Source organism: Haloarchaeobius marinus (assembly GCF_051207415.1).
Taxonomy (GTDB): domain Archaea; phylum Halobacteriota; class Halobacteria; order Halobacteriales; family Natrialbaceae; genus Haloarchaeobius.
This window is the reverse complement of the sequence record NZ_JBPKGD010000003.1, coordinates 287,551-305,007: the sequence shown is the minus strand read 5'-3', so window position 1 is coordinate 305,007 and position 17,457 is coordinate 287,551. Positions and strand designations below refer to the sequence as shown.

Genomic DNA, 17,457 nt, shown 5'->3' with positions numbered 1-17,457 from the left:
CCGTCCCCCGTCTGTTACGATTTCCCCCCACGCGCGCCGCCGGCGGGAACGGTGAAGCGGTCGAACACCGTCCCGTCGGGTTCTACCAGCCGACCCTCGAGTCCCGTCGCCGTCGGTTCGAGTTCGGCGTGTGCCGGACGGTTCCCACGCGGCTGTGCGTGGCTCCCCGGGTTCAACAGCACGACGTCCGGCGTCTCCACGGCGACCGGTCGGTGGGTGTGACCCGAGACGACGAGGTCCGCCCCCTGCTGTCGGCCGAACATGCGCAGGCCGGTCTGACCGCCGTCGCGCCGGTGTGTCACCGCGATACGGACGCCCTCGTACTCGACGGTCCGGGTCGTCGGCAGTCGGTCGGCGACGGCCGGGTCGTCGGCGTTGCCGTGGACCGCCCGCAGTCGCCCGGCCGTCTCGTAGAACGCGTCCAGCACCGCCGTCGTGGTGAAGTCCCCGGCGTGAATCACGATGTCGGCCTCCTGCACCGCTTCGAGGGTCCGGCCGGAGAGCGAGTGGCCGGCGCGTGCGTGCGTATCTGAACAGACGACGAGCATGGCGCCCGGTAGGGTCCGGGGGGAGACGTGATTTTCGTTCGACAAAAACCCCTTTGGTTCAGCCGCGACAATGGGGGTGTATGTCACAGGAGCGCGAGCGTCAGGGGGACGAACGAGTTGTCGCGGACGCCGTGGTCCTCGCGACGTTCGACTCGCTCGCGCCGCGGACCGCGACCGAGGTCGCCGAGCAGACGGACGTCGGCCGGGAGGTGGCTGCGACCGTCCTCGACGACCTCGTCGACGCGGGCGAGCTAGACTCGAAGGACCTCGTCGACGAATCGGACGCCCTCAGGGCGTACTACCTGCCGGCGGCCCACGCCGGTGACGGTCACGGCCCGGAGGCGGCGCGCGAGGCCGCCGTCCAGGAGGCGATCGCGGAGATGGACGTGCCCGGCGTGAGCGAGATGATGCAGGACTGGCGCCGCGACGCGCTCGAACGCGCGTGGGAGTACCTCGCCGAGAACGGCACCGTCAGCGACCGGGAGTTCAAGCGGGAGGTGTTCCCCCCGCACAAGGCGGGCTACGATACGGTCGAGGGCTGGTGGTCGTTCGTCGAGCCTCGCCTGGCCCAGCTCCCGGGCGTCGCCGGACCGGGCGAGGCCGGGACTACCTGGGAGTACGTCGCACCCTGAGCCGTCGCCGGTCCGACAGCTTCGGAACCGTTTTTTTGCTCGCGGTCGCTCGGCTAGCCAATGGCCTCTAGCAAGTCAGTCGTCATCGCCGCGCTCGTCGCGAACGGGGCGATAGCCGTGTTGAAGTTTATCGGGTTCCTCCTCACGCAGAGTCCGGCGATGTTGTCGGAGACGTACCACTCCATCTCCGACACGGGCAACCAGGTGTTCCTCCTCATCGGCATCCGGTACTCCGGCAAGGAGGCGACGCGGAGTCACCCCTTCGGCTACGGGAAGGCACAGTTCTTCTACGCCTTCCTCGTCAGCGTCCTGCTGTTCGGCATCGCGGGCTGGGAGTCGGCGAGACACGGGTACGACGCCATCGTGCACCCGCACACGCCCGAGGTGAGGAACCCGGAGATACTCGGCTTCGCGATACAGGCCGTCTGGGTGAACTACGGCGTCCTCATCGGCGCCATCGTCTTCGAGTCCTACGCCCTCGCGAAGGCGAACAAGGCGATGAAGCTCCAGATAGAACGGAACGACTGGTCCGGCTATCGCGAGGCGTTCCGAAAGACCAGCGACGTGACGACGCTGACCGCCCTGACCGAGGACACCATCGCCCTGGCCGGTGCTGGCCTGGCGCTGTTCGGCGTCTACCTCACCAACGTGACCGGCAACCACATCTACGACGCCGTCTCCGCGCTGCTCATCGGCATCATGCTGATGGGCTTTGCGGTCGCGCTCGCGTGGGAGAACAAGCGCCTGCTCCTCGGCGAGTCCATGCCCGAGGATGCCGAGAGCCCGCTCCGGAAGGTGATCCGTGACCGGGACGACGTCCTCTCCATCTCGGACTTCCGGACGGTCTACTTCGGTCCCGGTCGACTCGTGGTGACCGCAGACGTGGTGTTCGAGGAGGGTCTCGAGACGAGCGACATCGACGAGGCCATCTCGGCGATCGAGGCCGACCTGAAGGAGGCGGACCCGGCCGTCAAGACGGTCTACATCGAACCGGAAGCGCGAGCGGCGTCGTCAGCCTAGTCGGCGCTGGCGGTATCTTCCTCCAGCAACTGTTCTATCTCGTCGCTGTCGAGGACCTCCGTGAGGCTCTCGCCAGCCTCCAGCCGTGCGAGTTCCTCGTCGTCGAGCATGTCCTCGAGCGCCTTCTGGGCGAGGCGCTCGCGCAGGTTCTCGTCCAGGTCGTCGATATCGTACCCGGGTATTGGCATGTGCTACCAGAGGGCACGAGCGACCTTAGGCGTGTGGGACCCGGTCGTTCTCGCGGTACGAACCATTTTATCAGAAGCCGGTCAATGGCCGGTGTGGCCGACACCGACGAGTACATGCGGTTCTTCCCGTACGACTCGCCCTACGGCAACCAGGCCGAGGCGATGGAGCGGATACACACGTCGCTCGTGCGGGGACAGGACGTGCTGTTCGAGGGGGCCTGCGGGACTGGCAAGACCCTCTCGGCGCTCGTCCCGGCGCTGGAGTACGCCCGGGACGCCGGCAAGACGGTCGTCATCACGACGGACGTCCACCAGCAGATGCGCCAGTTCGTCGAGGAGGCCCGCGCCATCACCAGGCAGGAGCCCATCCGGTCGGTCGTCTTCCGGGGCAAGGCGTCGATGTGCCACATCGACGTCGGTTACGAGGAGTGTCAGGTACTCCGGGACAACACCCGCGACCTCGTGGACGCACGCCGCGAGGAGGCGGAACTGCGCGAACGCGAGCGCGAACTGCTCGCACGGGCACAGGCTGGCGAGGACGACGCCGCCGAGGCGCGCCAGGCCGTCGTCGATGAACTCGACTCGGTCGAAGAGCGCGTCGCCAGCATCAGCGAGGAGCAGAACGTCTGTGACTACTACCGGAACAACCTCACCGGGAACGTCGACGAGTTCTACCAGTGGCTGTTCGACGACGTTCGTACGCCCGACGACGTCTACGAGTTCGCCGACCAGCGCACGCTGTGCGGGTACGAACTCCTGAAGGAGGGCATGGACGGCGTCGACCTCGTCGTCTGTAACTACCACCACCTGCTCGACCCGACCATCCGCGAGCAGTTCTTCCGGTGGCTTGGACGCGACCCGGGCGACGTCATCACGGTGTTCGACGAGGCACACAACGTCGAGGGCGCGGCCCGGGACCACGCGACGCGGACGCTGACCGAGCAGACGCTGGACGCGGCGCTGGAGGAACTGGCCGACAGCGACGACGCTCGCGCCGACCGGGCGGAGAACGTCCTCCGGGCGTTCCGGAACGCCCTCGTCGAGACGTACGAGGGGTCGTTCGGGTTCGGCGAGCGCGAACGCGTCGGCGAGGACTGGGTCGACGTGCCCGTCGCCAACGAGGACAGGCGCGACGACCTGACCCTGCGGTTCCTCCAGTTGTACGAGGGCCAGGGGTACAAGGCGGACCTAGAGGCGGGCCTCACGCTCGGGTCCGAACTCGACGACGCCTACGAGGAGGCGTACAAGAACGGCGAGTCGACGACCAGACAGGAGTGCCAGACCCTCCAGGCCGCCGGGTTCGTCGGCGCGTGGATGCGCGAGGGGACCGACGAGGGCCTGTACCCGGTCGCATCGGTGCGTCGCGACCAGGGAACCGACGAGGTGTACGGGCGGGCCGAACTGTACACCTGCATTCCCCAGGAGGTCACCCGCGACCTCTTCGAGGAGGTCCACGCGACGGTGCTGATGAGCGCGACGCTCCGACCGTTCTCGGTCACCGCGGACGTGCTCGGGTTGACCGACCCCGTCACGATGGCCTTCGGCCTCCAGTTCCCGCCGGAGCGCCGTCGCACCTACGCCGTGGCGACGCCGGCGCTGTTCGCCAGCGCCCGCGACGACGCGACCGTCCAGGAGACCGTCGGTTCGACGCTCGCGGACACGGTCCGGTTCACGCCGGGGAACACGCTGGTGTTCACGCCGAACTACGCCGAGGCGGAGCGCTACGCGACGCGACTCCGTGACGTGGTGGACGCGACGGTGTACCTCGACGAGGCGGGCGTCCGCGCCGAGGACCTGCGAGAGCGGTTCACGGCGGACGAGAACGGCGTCCTCCTCACGTCGCTGTGGGGGACGCTCGCGGAGGGCGTGAGCTTCGACGGCGACGACGCCCACACCGTCGTCGTCCTCGGCGTCCCGTACCCGCACCTCGACGACAGGGCCGAGGCGGTCCAGCAGGCCTACGGCGAGGCGTTCGGCCGGCCGGGCGACGACGACCCCGGGTGGCGCTACGCCGTCGAGATTCCGACCGTCAGGAAGACGCGACAGGCCATCGGGCGGGTCATCCGGTCACCGGAGGACTTCGGGGTGCGCGTCCTCCTCGACGAGCGCTACACCGCCCGGAGCAAGGGCGAGATGGGCAAGTACAGCGTCCGGGACACGTTCCCGAAGGAGGAACGCGACGAGATGATAGACCTGCGGCCCGAGAAGCTGAAGTTCGCCATGCTGAACTTCTACCGGGACGTGGACGGGTACGACGGGGAGCCGCCGCAGCCGTGAGACGGTTCAGAATCTATCCTTGGGCAAATACGGCTTGTCGTTGAAACGCTCGCTGATATACGTAACGAGTATATCTCTCTCTGCAGCATCGTCGATTGTCTCTTGAAACTCTTTGTCGGGTTCGTAATTATCGAAGTACATTGCCCAGTATTCTCGTTCATTGAATGAGAATACTGGCATATTGAATCCGAAGTCGGTTCGCCAAAGGAGGAAGTCTTCAAGTCGGTCTAACTCGTCAACCTGATTCGTCAGTTCGAACAGGTCGAAGAGGGTGATAAGATAAACTCGGTCATGCTCTTCAACACTATCATAGATACTGCTGGTACCAAATAGCTGATCTACACGTCGGTTTTGAGAAAATAAAGTAGGTAGTAACCCGTCGAGGACGACTATTGTCCCGTACTCTTTATTCTCTGTAGATTTCTCACCAGTGAGGTTGTATAAAATGTCGGACCCCTGTTCTCTCAAGAACTCGATTGTGTTCTGCCCTTGTTCAATGGCACTCTTGGCCTTGCTTTCGAATCTGTCTATTGCTATCGAGAGGTCGTTTGGAACCTTTCGGAAGATCGGATGCGATTTGACCTCCACGGTCCAGAATGAGTCCTCAAATAGTAGTAATCCGTCTGTTTCGCGCGGGTGGGGGTCCGTATATTTAAACGACCGAATCAAATTCCGGCTTTCAAACTCGGAAAGCGCATCCATGGTCAATTCTTCGACTAATTCTCCCTTCTCACTGTCTTCGGTTTTTCTGAGTCCTTCATCATTCTGGAATATATTCTCGATTCTAATATGGGCTGTATTTACCAGTAGTGATGGGAACGGAACTAGAATCCGGTTTTCCTTTCCTGGCACCTCAAAGAGGGGCGTGTCTAAGAATTGATACGAAGAATATTGTTCATTCTCGTCATAAGATTTGGATAGGAAGTTGATCATTGAGTTAACTGCATCAATTCGGTTAGCAACAGATTGTTCCTGGGCAAGTTGTTGGTCTTCTGTCTCAGCTAAAAAAGAATCAATTAGAGTACTGCGTGAAAATTCGATACAAGAAATCCACTTATTTTGGAATATCACGCTTGGTCGTTCGAATTCGTCTACCTGGACCAACTCTTCTTTATCGCTATAGGTATAGTACTTCGAAGATATGCCAAGCTGTTCTGCTCTATCCGAGACCAAATTGCGTATGAATGCCTCAAACGAAATTAAATCGACTGCGGAGTACGCTTGATTGCTACGAATCTGCTCGCTCATGTCTCCGAATCTAACACTCAAGTAAATTTGATAATGCTGTGGCTCCGCATCGTCAGGGTACATCAGTAGCAACTGGCGAAACGCGTCTTCTGGGTTCCGTGGGTCGATATCCTGGTCTTTCGAATAATCGCTAACCGCTTCATCTACAATTTCAGTACTAAATATCTGTCCAGACTGAAGAGCAGTATCGAAGTACCCCCGAAGAATCGGTCTTCTTTCAGTGTTATATCGAGCAGCGGCCGCGAGGACACCGAGGTTCTCTATCCCTTGCCTCGTCATTTCTAACTGCAACAACAGCGATTCTCCCGTATAAATATTGGCCAGTTTTCAATTTACTAATTTTGGCAGGTAGAGATATTGTACCCGGCACCAGTCACGCTGGCGACGAAACCCTCCCCGCGACCTCCCGGTACGGCGCGTCGAAGAACGCCGGCTCGTCGACCGTCCACGGACGAGCCAGAGTCGATATTCGGCGATGTGGAGAGCGACCGCTCGGGAGTGTGAGAGTGAAAGAACGAAATCATCGACCGGTCGCGGGATGCGACCGACGAATCTCGTACTCAGTTACGGACGACGTTCGTCGCGCGGGGGCCCTTCGGGGCGTCCTCGATGTCGAACTCGATCTCCTGTCCCTCTTCGAGGTCCGGACCGCCGACGTCCTCCATGTGGAAGAAAACGTCCTCGTCCGCGTCCTCTGTCGAAATGAAACCGTAGCCGCCAGTGTCGTTGAAGAAGTCAACGTTACCGTTTGCCATTACGAAAAAGTATTCACTCGGCTGAGGGATAAGACTTCCGAGGGTCGTGGTACCACGACGGGGCGTGCACGTCCACACGGGCCGCGCACGTCTCACGCCGGCAACGAAACCCGCCCCGCGACCTCCCGGTACGTCGCGTCGAAGAACTCCAGTTCGGTCACCGTCCACGTGACAGGGTCTATCTCGCGCTCGGCGAGGCGTCGCGCCGTCTCGACGTCGCCGTCGCGCGCCAGCGTGACGTGGGGCGTGTAGTCCTCGCCCTCCAGGCCGTCGATGGCCCCGAACTCCTCGACGAGGCGGTCGTGGAGCTGGTCGAGGCCGGGGCTCTCGACGGCGAGGTAGACGACGGGGGCGGTGCCGACCGTCGGTTCCGTGAAGTAGTCGACGCCGGTCACCTGCACCTCGAAGGCCGGTTGCCCCCGGAGGGCGCGCCGGACCTCGTGGGTGTGCGCGTCGAAGTGGTCGGGGTCCCCGATGCGCTTGGCGAGGAGGGTGTGGTCCTCGCGCACGCGCTCGAAGCCGAACAGCGCCGGCCGTAGCTCGCCTGCGAGCCGGGAGACGGACCCGGGGACGGGGACGTTCAGGCTGTACACGGTCGAACTCGGCGGTCGAGGGAAAAGAGGGTGGCGGTCGACGGCGACGGGCCTCGAGGATGCGGTGCGCTTTTGACACGCGACTGCCGAGCGATGGACGTGGAACGACGTGCCCTCCTCGGACGCGTCGGACTCGGAGCGCTGGCCGCGACCGCCGGCTGTCTCGACCAGTTCGGGGACTCGACGACCAGACTTGCCGACCTCAGCATCCTGACGGACCACGACGAACCGCACGACCTCGTCGTCCGGGTCGCACGCGACGGCGAGGTGCGATTCGACAGGCGGTTCGACCTCCCACCAGCGTCGGAACACGGGACCGGGGAGAACCCGGAACCCGTCTTCGACGAACCGTGGATGCGCGAACCGGGACGGTTCGTCGTGAGCGCCAGCCTCGACGGTGGCGAGTGGCGCGAGCGAGCGTTCCCGAACAGCCACTCGGACGGGGACTGCTACGGCGTCATCGTCAGGGTCGGGGCAGGCGGCGGCCTCGACTTCCCCGTCGATTCCCACGCAGACGGGTGTGCCGATTGACTCAGAGTCGGTCGACCAGCCACAGCAGGGCGAGAACTACGATGGCGAGTCCGAGCAGCGGTTTGAACGGGCCGAGGAGCCAGCCGAGGACGCCGAGGAGTTCCTCGACCACCTCCAGCGCGATCAGGGCGACCACGAGCAGCAGTGCCAGTCTGAAGAGCGACTCGGTTCCGAGGGAGGCTCTGTCGTCGAACATACGCCGCGGTTCTCCCGGTGTTGATAAAAAACCCGCCCCAAACTCCGCCCGGTCGAGGTGGACGAACGTCCATTGTGTGCCACGTGGCCCTGGTTCGTGCTACCCAGTGACGTGTAAGAGTTGCCTCCCCACAAGGCTTTAATAGGCTTCTCGCGGTAGGTGAGAGTACGATGAGGCAACACCGCGACTTCCACGCTCGCACCTTCTCGGCGAGCGGTGTTGCCGTCCGACGACCGCGACCACGACCGGCCCGTTAGGGCCACACTTACTCACACCCAGCGCTGGGCACAGTTTACAACTCAATTCGACGGACGGCAGTCCGTCAGTTTCCACGACAACCAATGACACACACGACATCGGACGGCAGCACGGACGGCACGACGGGCGGCACAGTAGCACTCGCGTTCTCGGGCGGACTGGACACGACGGTCTGTGTCCCACTGCTCGAGGAGGAGTACGGGTACGACGAGGTCATCGGCGTCACGGTCGACGTCGGGCAACCCGAGGCCGAGTTCGACGAGGCCGAGGAGACGGCCGACGCGCTCGGACTCGAACACTACGTCGTCGACGCGAAAGCCGAGTTCGCGGACCTCTGTCTGACCTCGGTGACGGCGAACGCGACCTACCAGGGCTACCCCCTCGGGACCGCGATGGCCCGGCCGGTCATCGCGAAGGCCATCCTCGACGTCGCCGAGAAACAGGGCTGTACCGGCATCGCCCACGGCTGTACCGGCAAGGGCAACGACCAGTTGCGCTTCGAGGCGGTCTGGCGCGACTCCGACCTGGAGGTCATCGCGCCGGTGCGCGAACTCGGACTGACCCGCGAGTGGGAGCAGGAGTACGCCGCCGAGAAGGACCTGCCCGTCGAGGGCGGGAACGAGGGCGACTGGTCCATCGACACGAACCTCTGGAGTCGCTCGGTCGAGGGCAAGGACCTCGAGGACCCGAGCTACGAGCCCCCGGAGGACATCTACGAGTGGACCACGGCACCGACCGGCGAGACGACGACCGTGACGATCGAGTTCGAGCAGGGCTACCCCTTCTCGGCGACGACCGCCGACGGTGCGGGCGGTGCGATGGACCCGGTCGAACTCGTCGAGTTCCTCAACGAGTTCGCCGGAAGCTACGGCGTCGGGCGAACGGACATGATGGAGGACCGCATGCTCGGGCTGAAGGTGCGCGAGAACTACGAGCACCCGGCCGCGACGGTGCTGCTCACGGCCCACGAGGCGCTGGAGCAACTCGTCTTCACGAAGGACGAGCGCGACTTCAAGCCCCAGGTCGAGACCCAGTGGGCACAGAAGGCCTACGAGGGCCTCGTCGACGCGCCGTTGATGGACTCGCTGAACGCGTACATCGAGGCGAGCCAGCAGACGGTCACCGGGTCCGTGACGGTCAAGCTCCAGGGCGGGACGGTCCGCCCGGTCGCCCGCGAGAGCGAGCACGCGGTCTACTCCGAGTCGGCGGCCTCGTTCGACACCGAGACCGTCGACGGCATCGAGCAGGCCGACGCGACCGGCGTGGCGAAGTACCACGGGTTCCAGGCGCGCCTCGCCAACGCGGGTACCGACGAGGAGGAGACAGATGTCGAACTCACAGCGGACGACTGAGATGGCCGAATTCGGCAGCGACGACGGAACCGCAGTCAGGCGCGACCGCTTCAGCGGCGGCCCCGCCCGCGGGTTCGTGTCGTCGCTCTCGGCCGACGAGCGCATCTTCGCCGCCGACGTCGCCGTCGACCGCGCCCACGTCGTCATGCTCGCCGAGCAGGACATCCTCGACGACGCGACTGCCGGGAAGATACTGACGGCGCTGAACGTCGTCGAGGTGGAGGGCCACGGGGCCCTGCCCGAGGGCGAGGACGTCCACGAAGCCATCGAGACGGCGGTCATCGAGCAGGTCGGTCCCGAGGGCGGGAAGATGCACACCGCGCGCTCTCGCAACGACGAGGTCGCGACCTGTATCCGCCACCGGCTACGCGACGACCTGCTCGACGCGGCCGAGGCGGTCTGTGACCTGCGCGCCGCACTGCTCGCGGGTGCGACCGAGCACGCCGACACGGTGATGCCCGGCTTCACGCACCTCCAGCACGCCCAGCCGACGACGGTGGGGCACTACCTGCTCTCGTACGAGCAGGCGCTGGCGCGCGACTTCGAGCGCCTCGTCGACGCCTTCCAGCGCGTCAACCGCAGCCCCCTCGGTGCGGCCGCGTTCGCGGGCACGCCGTTCGACGTGGACCGCGAGCGCACGGCCGACCTGCTCGGGTTCGACGGCGTCGTGACGAACTCCATGGACGCGGCCGCGGCGCGTGACTTCCTGGTCGAGTCGGCGAGCGCACTGGCGACGCTGGCGACGACGCTCTCCGGCCTCGCCGAGGACGTCGTCCTGTTCGCGAACCAGGGCTACCTGGCCCTCTCGGACGACTACTCCTCTACGTCCTCGATCATGCCCCAGAAGAAGAACCCGGACACGTTCGAACTCGTCCGTTCGGTCGCGGGCGACGCCTCCGGGAGCCTGACGGGACTGCTGACGACGCTGAAGGGCCTGCCCCGCGCGTACAACCGCGACCTGCAGAACGCGACCCCGCACGTCTGGGCGAGCGTCGACGCCGTCACCGAGGCGGCCGTCGTCGCCGCCGGTGGCGTCGCCACGGCGGAGTGGCAGGTCGGGACGCTGGCCGAGGCGGCCGGGTCTAACTTCTCGACCGCGACCGGCGTGGCGGACCTGCTCGCGATGGCGGGCGTCCCGTTCCGGACCGCCCACGAGATACTCGCGACCGCGGCCGAACTCGCGGCGGCGGACGGGCGCGACCCCGACTACGAGGCCGTCGACGAGGCGGCGTCGACGGTTCTCGACGGGTCGCTCTCGGCCTACGTCGACCGGGACGCGGTCGAGGCGGCGCTCGACCCCGCCGAGAGCGTGGCGATGCGCGACTCGGCGGGCGGCCCCGCCCCCGACGCGGTCACCGACCAGGTGACCGAGGCGGACGCTCGCCTCTCGACGGACGAATCGGTCGTCGACGGCCTCCGCGAGAGCATCGACGAGTCCCACGAACGGCTCACGACGACGGTGACCGACTATGTCTGAGCGACCACGCCCACTGCCACCAGTCCCCCGACGGGGACGAAACATATAGAATCCGACACCGAAGTTCGGATTACGTGCTGTTGTCCGTTTTCAACCCTGTTAGAGCCACCAGAGGAAACATAATTTTATTGGTAAGTTCGCAATCTTTAAGTGTGTGTGGCGTCGAGACACTACCGATGACAGAATGCGTCGAGTGCGGGGCGGACGTGACCCTGCACGAGGACCTCGAAGCTGGAGAGATAGTCGACTGTACGACCTGCGGTGCGGAGCTCGAAGTGATCGACACTTCCCCGGTGGTTCTCGACGTGGCACCCGAACTCGAAGAGGACTGGGGGGAGTAAGCGATGTCCACCGGTACAGCACAGCTCCCTGCACACGGCCGCCAGTGGGGGTGGCTCGCGTGAAGGTCGGACTGCTCTACTCGCGCATCCGTCGCGACGAGAAGCTCCTGCTCGCGGAACTTCGCGAACGGGGGCACGACGTCGTCAAGATAGACGTGCGCAACCAGCAGTTCGGACTCCACGGGGCGCCCGAGGCGTTCGACGGCATCGACGTGGCGCTCGACCGCTGTATGGCCACCTCTCGCAGCCTCTACGTGACGAAGTTCTGTGAGGCCTACGGCATCCCCGTCGTGAACGCCGCCGAGACCGCCGAAGTCTGTGCGGACAAGGCGAAGACGAGTCTCGCGCTCGCGGGCGCCGGCGTCCCCACGCCGGAGACGAAGGTGGCGTTCACCACCGACGCCGCGATGGCGGCCATCGAGGAGTTCGGCTACCCCTGCGTCCTCAAGCCCGTCGTCGGCTCCTGGGGTCGCCTGATGGCGAAGCTAGAGTCCGAGAGCGCCGCCGAGGCCATCCTCGAACACAAGGCGACGCTCGGCCACTACGAGCACAAGGTCTTCTACGTCCAGGAGTTCGTCGGTAAACCGGACCGCGACCTGCGCGTGCTCGCCACCGACGGCGACCCCGTCGCGGCGATGGCACGGTCCTCGGACCACTGGCTGACCAACGCCGCGAAGGGAGCGGAGACGAGCGAGTTCGAACTCGACGACGAGGCCCGCGAACTCGTCGCACGCGCCAGCGAGGCGGTCGGTGGCGGCCTCCTCGGCGTCGACCTGATGGAGACCGAGGACGGCTACACCGTCCACGAGGTCAACCACACGGTCGAGTTCAAGTCGCTGAACGACGCGGCTGCCGTCGACGTGCCCGCGAAGGTCGTCGACTGGCTGGAGTCGGCCGTCGAACCCGGCCTCGACTCCGAGGCGAACGCCGAGGTGACGGTCTGATGGCCGTCACGACGGCGACGGACGAGGAGGCCGAGACCAAGACGGCGAGCGTCGTCGGCGGGTCCGGCTTCACCGGCGGGGAACTGCTCCGCCTGCTCTACGGCCACCCGAACTTCGAGGTGGCACAGGCGACCAGTCGGCAGTACGCCGGCAAGTCCATCGGGAGCGTCCACCCGAACCTCCGGGGGTCGGAACTCCGGTTCACCGAACCGGACGACCTCGCGGCCGTCGACGTGCTGTTCGCCGCGACGCCTCACGGCGTCACGATGCAGCACGTCGACGCGTTCCAGGACGCGGCCGACCTCGTGGTCGACCTCTCGGCCGACTTCCGCCTCGCCACCGAGGCACAGTACGACGAGTGGTACGACGGGCACGAGTGCCCCGAGAAACTCGACGTCGCGGAGTACGCGCTCCCCGAGGTCAACCGGGAGAACCTGCAGGACGCGGACATCGTCGCCTCCGGTGGCTGCAACGCGACGGCGACCATCCTCGGGCTGAAGCCGCTGGCCGACGCCGGCGTACTCGGCGGCGAGGTGCGTGGTGCCTCGGACAGGTCGAGCGGTGACGAACCGCGAGACGGCGCACACGCCGTCGTCGACGTGAAGGTCGGCTCCTCGGAGGGCGGCGCGGGCGGCGGCGAGGCGTCCAGCCACGCCGAACGCTCGGGCGTCGTCCGTCCCTACGCCCCGACCGGCCACCGCCACGAGGCCGAGATAGAGCAGTGGCTCGGCCTCTCGGTCTCGTTCACCTGCCACGCCGTGGACATGGTCCGCGGCGCGAGCGCGACCTGCCACGTCTTCCCCGACGGTCCCGTCTCGAAGAAGGACCTCTGGACCGCCTACCGTGGCGCGTACGAGGACGAACCGTTCGTCCGCCTCGTCGCCGGCGGCTCCGGGTCGTACCGCTACCCCGAACCGAAGGCGGTCGCGGGGACGAACTACGCCGACGTCGGCTTCGAACTCGACCCCGGGAACGAGCGCATCGTCGTCTTCTCGGCCATCGACAACATGATGAAGGGCTCGGCCGGGCAGGCGGTCCACGCCGCCAACGTCGCGCTCGGCCTGGAGGAGACGGCCGGACTGGCGTTCGCGGGACTGCATCCCGTGGGGAGTCCGTAGATGACGACGGTGGTCAAGATCGGCGGCGCACGCGCCGTCGACCCGGCGGGCGCACTGGCCGACGTGACGGACCTGACCGACGACGGCGAGGACGTCGTCGTCGTCCACGGCGGGTCGACCGCCGTCGACGAGACCCTCGAAGCACTCGGGAAGGACCCCGAGTACGTCGAGACCCCCTCGGGCGTCGTCGGGCGGTTCACCGACGAGGAGACCATGGAGGTGTTCCAGATGGTCATGCCCGGCAAACTGAACACGCGACTGGTCGAGTTACTCCAGGACCGTGGCGTAGACGCAGTCGGCCTCTCGGGGGTCGACGGCGGTCTGCTCGAGGGGAAGCGCAAGTCGGCGGTTCGCGTCCTCGAAGACGGGAAGAAGAAGATTCGCCGGGGCGACCACTCCGGCACGATATCGTCCGTGAACGCCGACCTCCTCGAGACCCTGCTGTCCGGCGGCTACACGCCCGTCGTGACCGTCCCGATGCTGGGCGCGGAGGCCGACGGCGGCTACACCGCCGTCAACGCGGACGCGGACCGGGCGGCCGCCGCCGTGGCGGGCGCGCTCGGTGCGGACCTGGTCGTCCTCACCGACGTCTCGGGCGTGTACGCCGACCCCGAGGACGAGTCGACCCGCATCGACGTCGTCGAGACGGCGGCCGACTGGGACGACCTCGAACGCGCCGCCGAGGGGTTCATGACGAAGAAGGTGATGGCGACGAGGGAGGCCCTCGACGGCGGTGCGTCCTCCGTCGTCGTCGCAAGCGCAAACGCCGACGACCCCATCCGGTCGGCGCTGGCCGGCGACGGCACGACCGTCCTGCCGACCGCACTCGAACCGGAGGTGAGCGCCTGATGCCGACCGACTTCGTCTTCTCGCGCAAGCCGATCCGCATCGAGCGCGGCGACGACGTCTACCTCTACGCCGAGGACGGCACCCAGTACCTCGACGTCGGCGCGAGTTACGCCTGCGTGCCGGTCGGTCACGGTCACCCGGACGTCGTCGAGGCGGTCCAGTCCCAGGTCGCGGACCTGACGTTCGTCCAGGGGTCGTACCCGACGACGGCCCGGGACGACCTCTACGAGTCGCTGGCGGCGGTCGCGCCGCCCGGACTCGACAACGTCTGGCTCTGCAACTCCGGCACCGAGGCCAACGAGGCCGCCCTCAAGTTCGCCCGGAGCGCGACCGGCGGAGAGAAGATCGTCGCCACGAAGCGCGGCTTCCACGGTCGCACGATGGGGGCGCTGTCGGCGACGTGGAAACCGAAGTACCGGCAGCCGTTCGAACCGTTGCTCGCCGACGTGGAGTTCGTCGACTACGGCGACGGCGAGGCGATGCGCGAGGCCGTCGACGACGACACGGCGGCGGTCATCCTCGAACCCGTCCAGGGTGAGGGCGGCGTCAATCCCGGGACGGTCGAGTTCCTCTCGGCCGCCCGCGAGGCGACCGGCGACCACGACGCCGCCCTCGTCTTCGACGAGGTGCAGACCGGCCTCGGCCGCACCGGCACGTTCTGGGCGTGCGAGGCCGCCGGCGTCGTCCCCGACGTGGTGACCACCGCGAAGGGACTGGCCAACGGCCTCCCGATGGGCGCGACGCTCTGTGCCGACTGGGTCGCCGAGGACGCAGGCCCACACGGGTCGACGTTCTCCGGCGGGCCCGCCGTCTCGGCGGCGGCCGCCACGACGCTCGACGTGCTCGTGACCGCCGACCTGCCCGGCAACGCCGCCGACGTCGGCGACTACCTCGTCGACCGCCTCTCGGACCTGCCCGTCCGCGACGTGCGCGGGGAGGGACTGCTCGTCGGCGTCGAGGTCGGTCGGCAGGCCAACCGCGTGCTGCGCGACCTGGCGCTGGAGCACCAGATACTCGCGCTCCCGGCGGGTCGGACCGTCGTGCGCCTGCTCCCACCGCTGACGATGCGGCGCGAGCACGCCGACGCGGTCGCCGACGCCATCGAGGCCACGCTACAGGTGAGCGAAGCATGAACGACTACGCCTCGGCCACCGTCTCCGACGCCGACGCACGCGACCTGCTCGAATCGATGGTCGCCATCCCGTCGCCGACCGGCGAGGAGCGTGCGGCCGCCGAGTACCTGCGCGACTTCTTCCGGGACCACGGCCGCGAGGCGTGGCTGGACGACGTCGGCAACGTGCGCGCGCCGGCGGACGACTCGGTCCTCCTGACCTCGCACGTCGACACCGTCCCGGGCGACATCCCGGTTCGCGTCGAGACGGAGGGCGACGAGGACGTCCTCTGGGGCCGGGGCAGCGTCGACGCGACCGGCCCGCTGTGTGCGATGGCCGTCGCCGCAGTGAACGCGGGCGTCTCGTTCGTCGGCGTCGTCGGCGAGGAGACGGACTCCCGTGGCGCACGCCACCTCGTGGACGACCGCGAGGCACCCGACGCCGTCGTCAACGGGGAACCGTCCGGCTGGGACGCCGTCACGCTCGGCTACCGGGGTTTCCTCGCGGGCACGTACCGCGTCGAGACGGACTCGGCGCACACCTCGCGGCCGGAACCGAACGCCATCCAGCAGGCGATGGCGTGGTGGCACCGCGTCGAATCCGCGTTCGACGCCGACGCCACGTTCGAGTCGGTCACGGCCAAACCCGTCGACGTCGAGGGCGGCACCGCTACCGACGGTCTCTCGGTCGAGGCGACGATAGACGCGCAGTTCCGGATTCCGCCCGGCACGGACGCTGCGGAGGTCCGCGAGACGGTCGAGGGCGAACTCGACGGCGGCACCGTCGACTGGCGGGACCCGATTCCCCCGGTGACGGTCAGTCCCCGGAGCGAGGTCGGCCGAGCGTTCCGCGTCGCGATACGACGACGAGGGGGCGACCCTCGCCTCCTTCGCAAGACCGGAACCTCCGACATGAACCTGTTCGCCGCGGCGTGGGACTGCCCGATGGCCACCTACGGCCCGGGCGACTCCGCGCTGGACCACGCCCCGGACGAACGCCTCGCACTGTCCGAGTTCGACCGCGCCGTCGCGGTCCTCGAAATCGTCTCCGACGAACTGCAATGAGCACTCACACCGACGCACACACATCGATGCCAGCACAGACGCCCGACCACTTCCTGACCGTCGACGACCTCACCCCGGACCAACTTCGCTCCGTCCTCGACCGGGCGGGCGAGTACAAGGCCGCCGTCGAGGCCGGCGAACCGCACGGCGACCTCGAGGGCAAGACGCTCGCGATGCTGTTCGAGAAGCCGTCGACGCGCACCCGCGTCTCCTTCGAGACGGGGATGACCCAGCTCGGCGGCCACGCCGTGTTCCTCGGCCCCGACGACACGCAACTCGGCAGGGGCGAACCCCTGAAGGACACGGCCCGGGCGCTCTCGGGCTACGTCGACGCCATCATGGCGCGCGTCTTCGACCACGAGGACCTCGTCGAACTCGCGACGTACGCCGAGGTACCGGTGGTCAACGGGCTGACCGACGCGGCCCACCCCTGCCAGACGCTCGCCGACCTGCTCACCATCGAGGAGCTGTTCGGCGGGTTCGACGGCGTCTCGGCGGCCTGGGTCGGCGACGGCAACAACGTCGCCAGCTCGTTCGCCGTCGGCTGTGCGATGGTGGGCGTCGACCTGACGGTCGCCACCCCCGAGAGCTACGGCGTCGACGACGACGTGCTCGCGACGGCCGCGGAGGTCGGCACCGCACCGACGACGACCACCGACCCGGCCGCCGCCGTCGCGGACGCGGACGTCGTGGCTACCGACGTGTGGGTGAGCATGGGCGAGGAGGACGAACGTGCCGAGAAGGTCGCGGCCTTCGACGGGTTCACCGTGGACGAGGACCTGCTCGGCGACACCGACGCGAAGGTGTTGCACTGCCTGCCCGCCAACCGCGGCGAGGAGGTCGACGACGAGACCCTCGAGGGCGAGCGCTCGGCGGTGTGGCAGCAGGCCGAGAACCGGATGCACGTCCAGAAGGCGCTGCTGTCTGAACTGGTCGAGTGACGGACGGCCCCGC

19 protein-coding genes are annotated in these 17,457 nt (G+C 66.7%); 13 read left to right on the top strand and 6 right to left on the bottom strand.

Annotated features, from left to right (window positions below):
* Window positions 1-14: 14 nt before the first annotated feature.
* On the bottom strand, window positions 15-548 hold the full coding sequence (locus ACSC1W_RS13495) for a metallophosphoesterase (RefSeq protein WP_435348052.1): 534 nt from the start codon (window positions 546-548) through the stop codon (window positions 15-17).
* An 80-nt stretch (window positions 549-628) separates the two neighbouring features.
* On the opposite strand from ACSC1W_RS13495, the gene ACSC1W_RS13490 reads away from it, so the two are divergent.
* Together ACSC1W_RS13490 and ACSC1W_RS13485 are read left to right on the top strand one after the other, a co-directional pair.
* A complete protein-coding gene (locus ACSC1W_RS13490; RefSeq protein WP_435348051.1) occupies window positions 629-1,180 on the top strand; it encodes a hypothetical protein in 552 nt (183 codons plus the stop codon).
* A gap of 60 nt (window positions 1,181-1,240) precedes the next feature.
* Window positions 1,241-2,200, top strand: coding sequence for a cation diffusion facilitator family transporter (locus ACSC1W_RS13485; RefSeq protein ID WP_435348050.1), 960 nt, complete (start codon window positions 1,241-1,243; stop codon window positions 2,198-2,200).
* Here ACSC1W_RS13485 and ACSC1W_RS13480 read toward each other — a convergent pair.
* Entirely contained in the window at window positions 2,197-2,388 is a 192-nt protein-coding gene (locus ACSC1W_RS13480) for a DUF8027 family protein (protein ID WP_435348049.1), read from the bottom strand. The genes ACSC1W_RS13485 and ACSC1W_RS13480 overlap by 4 nt on opposite strands.
* Window positions 2,389-2,502: 114 nt before the next feature.
* Between ACSC1W_RS13480 and ACSC1W_RS13475 the strand changes: the two genes are divergently transcribed.
* Window positions 2,503-4,665 (top strand): ATP-dependent DNA helicase, encoded by a 2,163-nt coding sequence (locus tag ACSC1W_RS13475; RefSeq protein WP_435348350.1) that lies wholly within the window; start codon window positions 2,503-2,505, stop codon window positions 4,663-4,665.
* 6 nt (window positions 4,666-4,671) lie between these two features.
* On the opposite strand, the gene ACSC1W_RS13470 is transcribed toward ACSC1W_RS13475, so the two are convergent.
* From ACSC1W_RS13470 to ACSC1W_RS13460, 3 genes are all read right to left on the bottom strand, one after another.
* On the bottom strand, window positions 4,672-6,192 hold the full coding sequence (locus ACSC1W_RS13470) for a hypothetical protein (RefSeq protein ID WP_435348048.1): 1,521 nt from the start codon (window positions 6,190-6,192) through the stop codon (window positions 4,672-4,674).
* Between the two features lie 281 nt (window positions 6,193-6,473).
* Entirely contained in the window at window positions 6,474-6,668 is a 195-nt protein-coding gene (locus tag ACSC1W_RS13465; protein ID WP_435348047.1) for a cold-shock protein, read from the bottom strand.
* A 92-nt stretch (window positions 6,669-6,760) separates the two neighbouring features.
* A complete protein-coding gene (locus ACSC1W_RS13460) occupies window positions 6,761-7,261 on the bottom strand; it encodes a 2'-5' RNA ligase family protein (RefSeq protein WP_435348046.1) in 501 nt (166 codons plus the stop codon).
* Window positions 7,262-7,360: 99 nt separating this feature from the next.
* Here ACSC1W_RS13460 and ACSC1W_RS13455 point away from each other — a divergent pair, with 99 nt between their 5' ends.
* Window positions 7,361-7,792 (top strand): Ig-like domain-containing protein, encoded by a 432-nt coding sequence (locus ACSC1W_RS13455; protein ID WP_435348045.1) that lies wholly within the window; start codon window positions 7,361-7,363, stop codon window positions 7,790-7,792.
* Window position 7,793: 1 nt separating this feature from the next.
* Here ACSC1W_RS13455 and ACSC1W_RS13450 read toward each other — a convergent pair whose 3' ends face one another.
* On the bottom strand, window positions 7,794-7,988 hold the full coding sequence (locus ACSC1W_RS13450; protein WP_435348044.1) for a DUF7554 family protein: 195 nt from the start codon (window positions 7,986-7,988) through the stop codon (window positions 7,794-7,796).
* 341 nt (window positions 7,989-8,329) lie between these two features.
* On the opposite strand from ACSC1W_RS13450, the gene ACSC1W_RS13445 reads away from it, so the two are divergent.
* The 9 genes from ACSC1W_RS13445 (at window position 8,330) to argF (ending at window position 17,444) form a co-directional block, all read left to right on the top strand.
* Entirely contained in the window at window positions 8,330-9,598 is a 1,269-nt protein-coding gene (locus tag ACSC1W_RS13445) for an argininosuccinate synthase (RefSeq protein ID WP_435348043.1), read from the top strand.
* A gap of 1 nt (window position 9,599) precedes the next feature.
* Window positions 9,600-11,075 (top strand): argininosuccinate lyase, encoded by a 1,476-nt coding sequence (argH, locus tag ACSC1W_RS13440; protein ID WP_435348042.1) that lies wholly within the window; start codon window positions 9,600-9,602, stop codon window positions 11,073-11,075.
* A 176-nt stretch (window positions 11,076-11,251) separates the two neighbouring features.
* On the top strand, window positions 11,252-11,416 hold the full coding sequence (gene lysW / locus ACSC1W_RS13435) for a lysine biosynthesis protein LysW (RefSeq protein ID WP_435348041.1): 165 nt from the start codon (window positions 11,252-11,254) through the stop codon (window positions 11,414-11,416).
* Window positions 11,417-11,475: 59 nt separating this feature from the next.
* Window positions 11,476-12,360 (top strand): lysine biosynthesis protein LysX, encoded by an 885-nt coding sequence (gene lysX / locus ACSC1W_RS13430; protein WP_435348040.1) that lies wholly within the window; start codon window positions 11,476-11,478, stop codon window positions 12,358-12,360.
* Complete coding sequence (argC, locus tag ACSC1W_RS13425; RefSeq protein WP_435348039.1) at window positions 12,360-13,478, top strand: N-acetyl-gamma-glutamyl-phosphate reductase; 1,119 nt, start codon at window positions 12,360-12,362, stop codon at window positions 13,476-13,478. The genes lysX and argC overlap by 1 nt, the downstream gene beginning before the upstream one ends.
* Window positions 13,479-14,327 carry an acetylglutamate/acetylaminoadipate kinase gene (locus tag ACSC1W_RS13420; RefSeq protein ID WP_435348038.1) on the top strand — a complete coding sequence of 283 codons (849 nt, stop codon included), beginning with the start codon at window positions 13,479-13,481 and terminating at the stop codon, window positions 14,325-14,327.
* Window positions 14,327-15,460: an aspartate aminotransferase family protein gene (locus tag ACSC1W_RS13415; RefSeq protein WP_435348037.1), complete on the top strand. Its 1,134-nt coding sequence runs from the start codon at window positions 14,327-14,329 to the stop codon at window positions 15,458-15,460. Before ACSC1W_RS13420 ends, ACSC1W_RS13415 begins: the two co-directional genes overlap by 1 nt.
* On the top strand, window positions 15,457-16,503 hold the full coding sequence (locus ACSC1W_RS13410; RefSeq protein WP_435348036.1) for a [LysW]-lysine hydrolase: 1,047 nt from the start codon (window positions 15,457-15,459) through the stop codon (window positions 16,501-16,503). The genes ACSC1W_RS13415 and ACSC1W_RS13410 overlap by 4 nt, the downstream gene beginning before the upstream one ends.
* Window positions 16,500-17,444 carry an ornithine carbamoyltransferase gene (gene argF, locus ACSC1W_RS13405; protein WP_435348035.1) on the top strand — a complete coding sequence of 315 codons (945 nt, stop codon included), beginning with the start codon at window positions 16,500-16,502 and terminating at the stop codon, window positions 17,442-17,444. The genes ACSC1W_RS13410 and argF overlap by 4 nt, the downstream gene beginning before the upstream one ends.
* Window positions 17,445-17,457: the final 13 nt, after the last annotated feature.

What these genes read in the sequence shown, in the direction of transcription:
- lysW (WP_435348041.1), top strand. Translation starts at nt 11,252, where the DNA reads ATGACAGAATGCGTCGAGTGCGGGGCGGACGTGACCCTGCACGAGGAC.
- argF (WP_435348035.1), top strand. Translation starts at nt 16,500, where the DNA reads ATGAGCACTCACACCGACGCACACACATCGATGCCAGCACAGACGCCC.
- ACSC1W_RS13475 (WP_435348350.1), top strand. Translation starts at nt 2,503, where the DNA reads ATGCGGTTCTTCCCGTACGACTCGCCCTACGGCAACCAGGCCGAGGCG.
- ACSC1W_RS13485 (WP_435348050.1), top strand. Translation starts at nt 1,241, where the DNA reads ATGGCCTCTAGCAAGTCAGTCGTCATCGCCGCGCTCGTCGCGAACGGG.
- ACSC1W_RS13470 (WP_435348048.1), bottom strand. Translation starts at nt 6,192, where the DNA reads ATGACGAGGCAAGGGATAGAGAACCTCGGTGTCCTCGCGGCCGCTGCT.
- argH (WP_435348042.1), top strand. Translation starts at nt 9,600, where the DNA reads ATGGCCGAATTCGGCAGCGACGACGGAACCGCAGTCAGGCGCGACCGC.
- ACSC1W_RS13410 (WP_435348036.1), top strand. Translation starts at nt 15,457, where the DNA reads ATGAACGACTACGCCTCGGCCACCGTCTCCGACGCCGACGCACGCGAC.
- ACSC1W_RS13465 (WP_435348047.1), bottom strand. Translation starts at nt 6,668, where the DNA reads ATGGCAAACGGTAACGTTGACTTCTTCAACGACACTGGCGGCTACGGT.
- ACSC1W_RS13445 (WP_435348043.1), top strand. Translation starts at nt 8,330, where the DNA reads ATGACACACACGACATCGGACGGCAGCACGGACGGCACGACGGGCGGC.
- ACSC1W_RS13420 (WP_435348038.1), top strand. Translation starts at nt 13,479, where the DNA reads ATGACGACGGTGGTCAAGATCGGCGGCGCACGCGCCGTCGACCCGGCG.
- ACSC1W_RS13490 (WP_435348051.1), top strand. Translation starts at nt 629, where the DNA reads ATGTCACAGGAGCGCGAGCGTCAGGGGGACGAACGAGTTGTCGCGGAC.
- ACSC1W_RS13450 (WP_435348044.1), bottom strand. Translation starts at nt 7,988, where the DNA reads ATGTTCGACGACAGAGCCTCCCTCGGAACCGAGTCGCTCTTCAGACTG.
- ACSC1W_RS13415 (WP_435348037.1), top strand. Translation starts at nt 14,327, where the DNA reads ATGCCGACCGACTTCGTCTTCTCGCGCAAGCCGATCCGCATCGAGCGC.
- ACSC1W_RS13480 (WP_435348049.1), bottom strand. Translation starts at nt 2,388, where the DNA reads ATGCCAATACCCGGGTACGATATCGACGACCTGGACGAGAACCTGCGC.
- ACSC1W_RS13495 (WP_435348052.1), bottom strand. Translation starts at nt 548, where the DNA reads ATGCTCGTCGTCTGTTCAGATACGCACGCACGCGCCGGCCACTCGCTC.
- argC (WP_435348039.1), top strand. Translation starts at nt 12,360, where the DNA reads ATGGCCGTCACGACGGCGACGGACGAGGAGGCCGAGACCAAGACGGCG.